The sequence below is a fragment of the Gryllotalpicola sp. CP2-P1 genome, assembly GCF_057512245.1.
Window position 1 is genome coordinate 1 of sequence record NZ_JBLRDT010000124.1, and the last position, 7,708, is coordinate 7,708.

Genomic DNA, 7,708 nt, shown 5'->3' on the forward strand with positions numbered 1-7,708 from the left:
TGGATCACGCGCGTCGGGGCGAACGCGGCGGGTTCGGGGGCGAGCCCCTCGGCGCCGTCGCCGAGCAGGGTGCGCAGCACCATTCCGCTGAAGGTACCGGTGGGGGAGGAATCCGGTGTGTTCAGATCGCCGTGCGCGTCGAACCAGACCATCAGCAGCCCCTCGTGCTGCTCCGCGGCGCGGGCGGCCGTGGCGAGGTCGGCCCCGCAGTCGCCGCCGATCAGGAAGACGGTCTCGTCTGCGGCGAAGGTGTCGAGAGCTGAGCGCACCTGGTCGGCGACGGCACGGATCGAGGAGTAGCGCTGCACTCCGGTGCCGAGCGACTCACCGGCTTCGACCCGCACCTCGACGGGCGTCGTGGCGGCTGAGGGCAGGTCGCCCGCAATGGCGTTCGCGCCGTCGGCGAGCCGCATCGCTCGGGACGACCCGGAACCCTGCCACTGGGGCACGACGAGGAAGCGCGCGGGCATGTCGCCACACTATCGACCGGCGTGCGCTTGCGGCAGAGCCGTGCGGCGAGGGCGACTTCCCTCGGAGCGAACGCGCGCGGCCCACAGCCGCCTCGACGCGCCCCACAGCCGCCTCGACGAGTGCCACAGTCGCATCGAGGAGTGCCAAAAGGGGCCTTTGCCGCGGGCGGTTTCAGGTGGTGAGTGCAACACCTTGATTCGTGGGGAGTGTTGCGTTGTCGCATGCGTCGTTGGAGATCCGTGTTGAGGCTTTGAGCATGTTGTTGGCGGGTGCGAGTGCGGTTGAAGCTGCGGCGGCTCTCGGGTTCGGGCATAACAACGTGGAGCGGTGGGCCAGGCTCGCTGGTATGGAGTTGGGTACTTTCCGTCGTGGCGGCCTGCGACGCATTGCCGGGGCGGAGCAGATCGGCGCCGGCGCTGGTCACGGCCGGCGTTTGTCGTTGGCCGATCGGGCGGTGATCCAGGTGGGGCTTTCGCAGGGCAAGTCGATGCGGCAGATCGCCGGGATGATCGGTGTTGCGGCCTCGACGGTCTCGCGGGAGATCGCCGGGGCGAGGCTCGTGTACCGGTCCCAGTGGCGCTACGAGGCGGGCATCGCCCATCAGATCGCCTCGGACCGCCGCAGGCGGCCGAAGGCCCGCAGGTTGGATGAGCACCCCGAGCTGCGCCAAGCGGTCGTGGAGCAGCTGAACCAGAGGTTCTCACCTCAGCAGGTCGCGGGGCGCCTGCCTGTGCTGCACCCGCAGCGAGAGGATATGCGGGTGTCTCACGAGGCGATCTACCAGTCCTTGTACGTGCAGGGCAAAGGCGCGCTGCGGCACGAGCTGACGGTCGAGAAAGCCCTCCGATCGGGCCGGAAGGGGCGGGTGCCGCAGTCCAAGCTGCCCCGCCGCTCCAGCCGGCCATGGCTGGAGGGCGCCCGACTCTCCCAGCGGCCCGCGCGCGTGGAGGACCGGGCGGTGCCCGGGCACTGGGAGGGCGACCTGGTCGTCGGCCCCGAAAACTCCGGGCTGGTCACCCTGGTGGAGCGCTCCACCCGGTTCGCGCTCATCGGCCGCCTGCCCGGCATGCGCGACTCCGAGACCGTCATCGACCGCATCACCCACATGGTGCGCACTCTCCCGAAGGCCCTGTTCGAGACACTCACCTGGGATCAGGGACAGGAGATGGCCCAGCATGCGAGGTTCACGATCGACACCGGCTGCAAGGTGTACTTCGCCGACCCGCACTCGCCCTGGCAGCGCGGCTCGAACGAGAACCTCAACGGGCTGATCCGCGACTTCTACCCCAAAGGCACCAACTTCAACACCGTCACCGACGCGCAGATCGCCGAGATGCAGCACTTGCTGAACATCCGACCCCGCATGACCTTGGAATTCAGCACCCCAGCAGAGAAACTCGACGAATACATCAAGTCCGGTGTTGCACTCACCACCTGAAACCGCCGCGCCAGAGCACCGTTTCGGCACGCCTCGATGCGGTCACCCGCCCCGCGGCGTCGCCGCACCGCTCAGAGCGAACGCGCGTGGGCCACCAGCTTGTCGAAGGCCGCGTCGAGCGCGGCATCCGTCTGCCGCGCTTCGGGGTGCGCGTCGAACCAGGCGATCGTCTCGGCCGCGCCCTGCCAGTACGGCACGGTGGTCGCGAACTCGGGCACGAGGGCCTTCACCTTCGCGTTGTCGAACACCATCGAGTGAGCCTTGTCGCCGATGAGGCCCGGCAGCTGCTCGGGCAGCACCCGGCCGATCGTCTCGCTCGCGACGTGCACCAGCTCGGGCTCGGCGACGCCCGCGGCCTGGCCGATCCAGGTGTAGATCTGGTCCCAGGTGGGGTGGTGGTCGCCCGTGATGTGGAAGGTGTCGCCGATCGCCAGGGGATTGCCGAGCAGCCCGACGAAGGCGACGGCGAAGTCGCGGGCGTGGGTGATCGTCCACAGCGAGGTGCCGTCGCCGTGCACGACGACGGGCTTCCCGGCGCGCATGCGGGCGACGTCGGTCCAGCCGCCGGTGGTCGGCAGCCGCGTCTCGTCATAGGTGTGCGACGGCCGCACGATCGTGATGGGCAGCCCCCGCTCGCGCACGGCGGCGACGAGCAGGTCCTCGCAGGCGATCTTGTCCTGCGAGTACTTCCAGAACGGGTTCACGAGCGGCGTCGACTCCGTGACCGGAATGCGCGACGGCGGCGTCTGATACGCGGAAGCCGAGCTGATGAACACGTACTGCCCGGTGCGGCCGCCGAACAGGCTGAGGTCGGTCTGCAGGTGCTCGGGGGTGAAGGCGAGGAACTCGGCGACCGCGTCGAACTCGCGGTTTCCGAGGGCTTCGCGCACGGACTGGGGGTCGCGGATGTCCGCAACGAGGCTCTCGACCTCAGGGGGCAGCGCCCGGCTCGACTCGCGCCCGCGGTTCAGCACCGTGACGTCATGACCGCGCTCGACCGCGAGCCGCACGCTGCTCGCCGAGATCGTTCCGGTGCCACCGATGAAAAGGAACTTCTTCGTCGCCATACGGCTCACGTTAGTCGCGCGTCGCGCGGCGGGTCGTATCGATTCGACATTTAGCCTCGATCGGGTGACCTGGGACGATCCGTACGGCTCTGACGTGCTCGCCGACAAGAACTGGCGCCGCCGCGGCGTGGTGCAGCCCGTGCCCACCCCGGCCGAGCGCGATCTCGTCGTCGAGGTCGTCGACGGCGGCTTCGTCGGAGCCGTCGTGGGCATCGCAGAGGGCGGCCTGGTGCAGCTCGAGGATCGGCGCGGCAAGGTGCGCGTGTTCCCGCTGGGGCACGGATTCCTCGTCGACGGCCGCCCCGTCGTGCTGACCAAGCCGGAACCCAAGGCGGCGCCGAGCGGCGTCGCCGGCCGGGCCCGAAGCGCCTCGGGGTCCTTCCACGCGGGCGAGGTCAAGGCGCGCGTCGCCCGCGGCAGCCGCATCTTCGTCGAGGGGCGGCACGACGCCGAGCTCGTCGAGAAGGTGTGGGGCCACGACCTGCGCGTCGAGGGCGTCGTCGTCGAGTACCTCGAGGGCGTCGACAACCTCGAAGAGCTGCTGGCCGAGTTCCGGCCAGAACCGAGCCGCCGGGTCGGGGTTCTCGTCGACCACCTCGTGAAGGGGTCGAAGGAGAGCCGCATCGCCGAGGCGGTGGCGAGGGGTCCCTATGGTCGCGACGTGCTCGTCGTGGGGCATCCGTTCGTCGACATCTGGCAGGCCGTCAAGCCTGAACGCGTGGGCCTTCAGAAGTGGCCCGAGATTCCGCGCAGCATCGAGTGGAAGAAGGGCATCGCGCAGGCGCTGCGGCAGCCGCATGAGAATCAAGAGGACATCGCGCGCCTGTGGCAGCGGATCCTCGGTAGGGTGCGCACCTACGCCGACCTCGAGCCGGCGCTGCTCGGCCGGGTCGAGCAGCTGATCGATTTCGTGACGGCCTAAGCCGATACCTCTGCGGCGACCTCGTCGACGGTGCTGCAGACCTCTTCGGGGTCGGCGTCGAGCGAGTGCGCCGCGCGCACCACGATCTCGCGCAGAGCGGCGGCGTCGCCGGCGGGGAGCCCGGCGAGAAGCCGCTCCTCGACCTGGTTCATGCGCGCGGTCAGCTGCCGCAGGCGCTCGGTGCCGGCGTCGGTCAGGGTCACGCGGCGGGAGCGGCGGTCGTGGGGGTCGGGGGTGCGGGTCACGAGCCCGGCCTTCTCGAGGTCGTCGATGAGGTAGGTCAGCACGGTGCGGTCGAGGCCCGTCGACTCGGCGATCTGCGCCTGGTTGCCGCAGGAGTTCGACGCGGCGACCGAGAGCACCTGGAAGCCGCGGGTGCCGCCGGGGAGCCCGTCGAGCGCCTCGCTCGAGAGCTTCAGATAGCCGCGCAGCAGGGTGCCGAGAGACCAGCCGAGGTCGGCCTGTCGCTCCTGTGTGCCTGCCATGTCGCTCACTTTATCCGCCTGGGTTCCGTTCTTCGTGGTTCTGCGCCGCACTCTGTTGCCACTCTCAGAATGTCTGTGCTTATGATCGTCTAAGTCACAGAACATCTGCTGTGAATAACGCTGTCTTGCACAACAACCAAGCCGTCAAGGAGAGCATTCCCATGAGCACCGTCTTCCGACTGGACGCGAGCATCAAGCCCGAGGGCTCGGTCACCCGCGCCGTCTCCGAAACCCTCGAGAACGCGATCGTCGCCGAGCTCGGCGACGCGGTGACCACCACCAGCCGCTCCATCGGCCTCAACCCGCTGCCGTCCGACGCGTGGGCCACCGCGGCCTTCGCCGGCTACGTCCCTGCCGAGCAGCGCAACGAGCAGCAGAACGCCGCCGTCGCCCTCGCGACCGAGCTGGCCGACGAGCTGGCGGCGGCCGACGCCGTGATCATCGCGGCGCCGTTCTACAACTGGGGCGTCACCCAGCACCTCAAGACCTGGTTCGACCTCGTGCTGACCGACGGCCGCTTCGGCCCGGGCGCCGAGACGAAGGCCGGCACCGGCAAGTCCGCGTTCCTCGTGATCGCGCGCGGCGGCGGCTACGGCGAGGGCACCCCGCGCTACGGCTGGGACCACGCCTCGGCGTGGCTGAAGCGCGTCCTGCAGGACGTCTGGGGCTACGAGGTGACCGTCATCGAGGCCGAGCTCACGCTCGCCGAGACCACGCCGGCCATGGCCGAGCTGGTCGACCTGGCCCGCAAGAACCTCGCCGACGCGCACGCCGCGGCCGAGAGCCACGGCAAGGCCGTCGCCGCGAAGATCGCGGCGTAAGCAGCGACAGGGGGGGGCGGATGCCTCGGCGAGGCATCCGCCCCCCTGCGCTCTGATAGCCTGGGCATGCCCTGGCCCCATTAGCTCAGGGGATAGAGCGTCTGCCTCCGGAGCAGAAGGCCGTTGGTTCGAATCCAACATGGGGCACACTTCTCCCCTTCTCTTGCCGGTGCCCCGTCCTTCCGGCGGGGCTCACGCGTGCAGCAGCGTCAGCACGTGGTACATCACGTAGACCGGCCAGACCGCCGCCTGCAGCAGCCCGAGGATCACGGGCCAGAATCCGCCGCCCGAATGCGAGATGAAGTAGATCGCGGCGCCGATGTAGGCCATCAGGAAGATCAGCCCCCACCCGCCGTCGGATGCTCGTCCTCGTCTGCCGCTCATGGTGCCCTCCTGTATCGCACCACAGCTTCGAGGCGGGCGGGCCGCGCCGCAAGAGGCCGCCGGCCCTCGGCGCCCCGTGCGGGCTGCGTGCGGAATGCGCGGGGCGAAGCCGGGTACCGGTCCGGCATGACTGACGAGAACCAGACGCCCGGCGGGAAGAGCGACGACGAGCTGCTCGAGTGGGTCGAGCGCAACACCGTGACCACGAACGACGCCGTGGCCGGCGAGACGGTCGAGCCGGGCGCGGGCGACGGGAACGACGGGCCGACGGGCGGCTCGCCGCGCGAGGCCGAGCCGGCGTATCACGAGCATGACGCCCATGAGGACGAGAACGACGCGCCGCAGGATCTCGACGGCGGTGACGAGCCCGCTCTCGGCGAGGGCGGCCCCGCGGGCCTGTGACGGGCAGGCGGCCATGACGGACATCCCCAGGGACATCGCCGACGACGGCGCCGAGCACTCCGATGAGGAGACCATCGAGCGCATCGCGGCCGACGTTCTCGACGACATCGAGCACGGCCGCGTGCGCGGCGACACGGCGACGCTCATCGGCGAGCGGCTGGAGGCCGCCGGCATCCGGTTGCGCAGCGAGGCGATCGAGTCGATCGCCGAGGATCTCGAGGAGCAGGCGTCACGGTAGCGGTCTGGCCGGCCCGCCGTTGACGGTCTGCGGTCTGCGGTCTGCGGTCTGCGATCGCCGGTCAGGCGTCCAGCGCGGCGATGATCTCCGCGATCGTGCCGGTTTCGGCAATGCGCGGGAAGGTGTGAGCAAGCGCGTGGTGGTGCGCAGCCTCGTCGACGTCGGTGATGCCGTCGGTCGCGATCGTGACGTGGAAGCCGTGGTCATAGGCGGCGCGGGCGGTGGACTCGACGGCTTGGCTGGTCGAGACGCCGGTGAGCACGATCTGGGTGATGCCGCGTTCGTCGAGATCGTCGAGCAGCCCGGTGCGGCCGAGAGCGGTGCCGCGAGCGCCAGACGGCAGAAGAGGAGGGGCGGCTGCGCCGCCCCTCCTCTTCCGTATGCGCCTCAGGCCGCAGCCAAGGCCGTCGCGAGCTTCCGCGCCGCCTGCGTCAGCTCCTCGCTGGTGTGCTGCTCTTCCTCGAGGTTCTGCTTCAGCAGCTCGACGACGCCGGTCAGACCGAGCGACTCCGCGGCGATGCACAGGCTCTGGTACGCCGCGATCTCGTAGTGCTCGGTGCTGAGGGCGGCCGAGAGCACGACGCTGTCGACGAGCCGCTTGTCGGTCTTGGCGACGAGCGCCGTGCCCTCTTTCATGAGCCCCTTCGTCGTCGGCGACGGTGAGCGGTCGGGCTCTTTGCCGATCAGCTAGAACGCCTGCTCGAGGTTGGCGATCTGCTGCTGCGTCTCCTGCTGGTGGTGCAGCAGCTGCTGCTTCACCTCGACGCCCTGGGCCGCCACCTCGAGCTCGCGCAGCATCGTGAGCGAGTCGTCTTCCATGGTCAGGGCCGAGCCGAGCTGGTACTCGAAGAGGTCCCGCGGTGTGCTGAAGTGCTCGAACATGTTCGCTCCTTCCGTTGCGGTATCGGTGCCCACCGGCCCACCTGGGTATTCGGAAGGGCATGACCGTCGCCTACCGTTTGGTGCACGCCACGCCCGAGGCCGTGTTCGGCGTGCTCGAAGACCCCTGGACCTACCCGTCGTGGGTCGTCGGAGCCTCGCGCGCCCGCGCCGTCGAGGGGGAGTGGCCGGCGCCGGGCGCCGCCCTGCACCACTCCTTCGGGCTCTGGCCCGCCGTCATCGACGACCTGACGACCGTGCGCGAGTGGGATGCCCCGCGGCACGCCGTGCTGGAGGCCCACGGCAGCTTCCTCGGCAAGGCGGTCGTGCAATTCGACGTGAAGCCGCGAGCCGCGGGCTGCGTGGTGCGCATGTACGAGGACGCGATCTCGGGGCCGGGGATGCTGGTGCCGAAACCCGCCCGCGACGTGCTCGGCTTCCCCCGCACCGTCGAGGCGCTCAAACGACTGGCCTTCCTCGCCGAGAAGAAGGATCGGCCGTGAGCGGGGCCCGGACCCCTCTGCGCAGATCGCAGAGCAGGAATCCGCGCGGCGTCGCCGTCGTCACCGGCGGCTCGGCCGGCCTCGGCCGCGCCATCGTG

At 69.9% G+C, this 7,708-nt stretch carries 11 protein-coding genes, 1 tRNA gene and 1 pseudogene; 7 read left to right on the forward strand and 6 right to left on the reverse strand.

The window, feature by feature from the left end; translation table 11 throughout:
• Window positions 1-470 (reverse strand): arginase family protein (locus ACM2XV_RS10260; protein WP_487026862.1); only part of this gene is annotated, 470 nt, incomplete at its 3' end.
• Between the two features lie 257 nt (window positions 471-727).
• Between ACM2XV_RS10260 and ACM2XV_RS10265 the strand changes: the two genes are divergently transcribed.
• Complete coding sequence (locus ACM2XV_RS10265; protein WP_487026866.1) at window positions 728-1,909, forward strand: IS30 family transposase; 1,182 nt, start codon at window positions 728-730, stop codon at window positions 1,907-1,909.
• Between the two features lie 71 nt (window positions 1,910-1,980).
• On the opposite strand, the gene ACM2XV_RS10270 is transcribed toward ACM2XV_RS10265, so the two are convergent.
• Window positions 1,981-2,976: an SDR family oxidoreductase gene (locus tag ACM2XV_RS10270; protein WP_344774426.1), complete on the reverse strand. Its 996-nt coding sequence runs from the start codon at window positions 2,974-2,976 to the stop codon at window positions 1,981-1,983.
• Window positions 2,977-3,040: 64 nt separating this feature from the next.
• Between ACM2XV_RS10270 and ACM2XV_RS10275 the strand changes: the two genes are divergently transcribed.
• Window positions 3,041-3,898 (forward strand): DUF3097 domain-containing protein, encoded by an 858-nt coding sequence (locus ACM2XV_RS10275; RefSeq protein ID WP_487026863.1) that lies wholly within the window; start codon window positions 3,041-3,043, stop codon window positions 3,896-3,898.
• On the opposite strand, the gene ACM2XV_RS10280 is transcribed toward ACM2XV_RS10275, so the two are convergent.
• Window positions 3,895-4,383, reverse strand: a complete 489-nt coding sequence (locus ACM2XV_RS10280) for a MarR family winged helix-turn-helix transcriptional regulator (RefSeq protein ID WP_487026864.1) — start codon at window positions 4,381-4,383, stop codon at window positions 3,895-3,897. The two genes, ACM2XV_RS10275 and ACM2XV_RS10280, sit on opposite strands and share 4 nt — an antisense overlap.
• Window positions 4,384-4,544: 161 nt before the next feature.
• Here ACM2XV_RS10280 and ACM2XV_RS10285 point away from each other — a divergent pair, with 161 nt between their 5' ends.
• Together ACM2XV_RS10285 and ACM2XV_RS10290 are read left to right on the forward strand one after the other, a co-directional pair.
• Window positions 4,545-5,204: an NAD(P)H-dependent oxidoreductase gene (locus ACM2XV_RS10285; RefSeq protein ID WP_344774420.1), complete on the forward strand. Its 660-nt coding sequence runs from the start codon at window positions 4,545-4,547 to the stop codon at window positions 5,202-5,204.
• A 74-nt stretch (window positions 5,205-5,278) separates the two neighbouring features.
• Window positions 5,279-5,351: transfer RNA gene (locus tag ACM2XV_RS10290), tRNA-Arg, on the forward strand.
• A gap of 45 nt (window positions 5,352-5,396) precedes the next feature.
• Here the strand turns inward: ACM2XV_RS10290 and ACM2XV_RS10295 are convergent.
• Complete coding sequence (locus ACM2XV_RS10295; RefSeq protein ID WP_344774418.1) at window positions 5,397-5,588, reverse strand: hypothetical protein; 192 nt, start codon at window positions 5,586-5,588, stop codon at window positions 5,397-5,399.
• Window positions 5,589-5,714: 126 nt separating this feature from the next.
• Between ACM2XV_RS10295 and ACM2XV_RS10300 the strand changes: the two genes are divergently transcribed.
• Window positions 5,715-5,990, forward strand: a complete 276-nt coding sequence (locus ACM2XV_RS10300) for a hypothetical protein (protein WP_344774416.1) — start codon at window positions 5,715-5,717, stop codon at window positions 5,988-5,990.
• 13 nt (window positions 5,991-6,003) lie between these two features.
• Window positions 6,004-6,228 carry a hypothetical protein gene (locus ACM2XV_RS10305; RefSeq protein ID WP_487026865.1) on the forward strand — a complete coding sequence of 75 codons (225 nt, stop codon included), beginning with the start codon at window positions 6,004-6,006 and terminating at the stop codon, window positions 6,226-6,228.
• A 61-nt stretch (window positions 6,229-6,289) separates the two neighbouring features.
• On the opposite strand, the gene ACM2XV_RS10310 is transcribed toward ACM2XV_RS10305, so the two are convergent.
• Window positions 6,290-6,619: an isochorismatase family protein gene (locus ACM2XV_RS10310; RefSeq protein WP_487026867.1), complete on the reverse strand. Its 330-nt coding sequence runs from the start codon at window positions 6,617-6,619 to the stop codon at window positions 6,290-6,292.
• Window positions 6,616-7,110 (reverse strand): annotated as a pseudogene (locus tag ACM2XV_RS10315) (YciE/YciF ferroxidase family protein). Before ACM2XV_RS10315 ends, ACM2XV_RS10310 begins: the two are co-directional and overlap by 4 nt.
• Before the next feature lie 59 nt (window positions 7,111-7,169).
• Between ACM2XV_RS10315 and ACM2XV_RS10320 the strand changes: the two are divergent.
• Window positions 7,170-7,610 carry an SRPBCC family protein gene (locus ACM2XV_RS10320; protein ID WP_344774405.1) on the forward strand — a complete coding sequence of 147 codons (441 nt, stop codon included), beginning with the start codon at window positions 7,170-7,172 and terminating at the stop codon, window positions 7,608-7,610.
• Window positions 7,611-7,708 lie beyond the last annotated feature (98 nt).

Coding starts and splice junctions, on each gene's coding strand:
- ACM2XV_RS10280 (WP_487026864.1), bottom strand. CDS start 4,383: ATGGCAGGCACACAGGAGCGACAGGCCGACCTCGGCTGGTCTCTCGGC.
- ACM2XV_RS10300 (WP_344774416.1), top strand. CDS start 5,715: ATGACTGACGAGAACCAGACGCCCGGCGGGAAGAGCGACGACGAGCTG.
- ACM2XV_RS10285 (WP_344774420.1), top strand. CDS start 4,545: ATGAGCACCGTCTTCCGACTGGACGCGAGCATCAAGCCCGAGGGCTCG.
- ACM2XV_RS10270 (WP_344774426.1), bottom strand. CDS start 2,976: ATGGCGACGAAGAAGTTCCTTTTCATCGGTGGCACCGGAACGATCTCG.
- ACM2XV_RS10265 (WP_487026866.1), top strand. CDS start 728: ATGTTGTTGGCGGGTGCGAGTGCGGTTGAAGCTGCGGCGGCTCTCGGG.
- ACM2XV_RS10295 (WP_344774418.1), bottom strand. CDS start 5,588: ATGAGCGGCAGACGAGGACGAGCATCCGACGGCGGGTGGGGGCTGATC.
- ACM2XV_RS10305 (WP_487026865.1), top strand. CDS start 6,004: ATGACGGACATCCCCAGGGACATCGCCGACGACGGCGCCGAGCACTCC.
- ACM2XV_RS10320 (WP_344774405.1), top strand. CDS start 7,170: ATGACCGTCGCCTACCGTTTGGTGCACGCCACGCCCGAGGCCGTGTTC.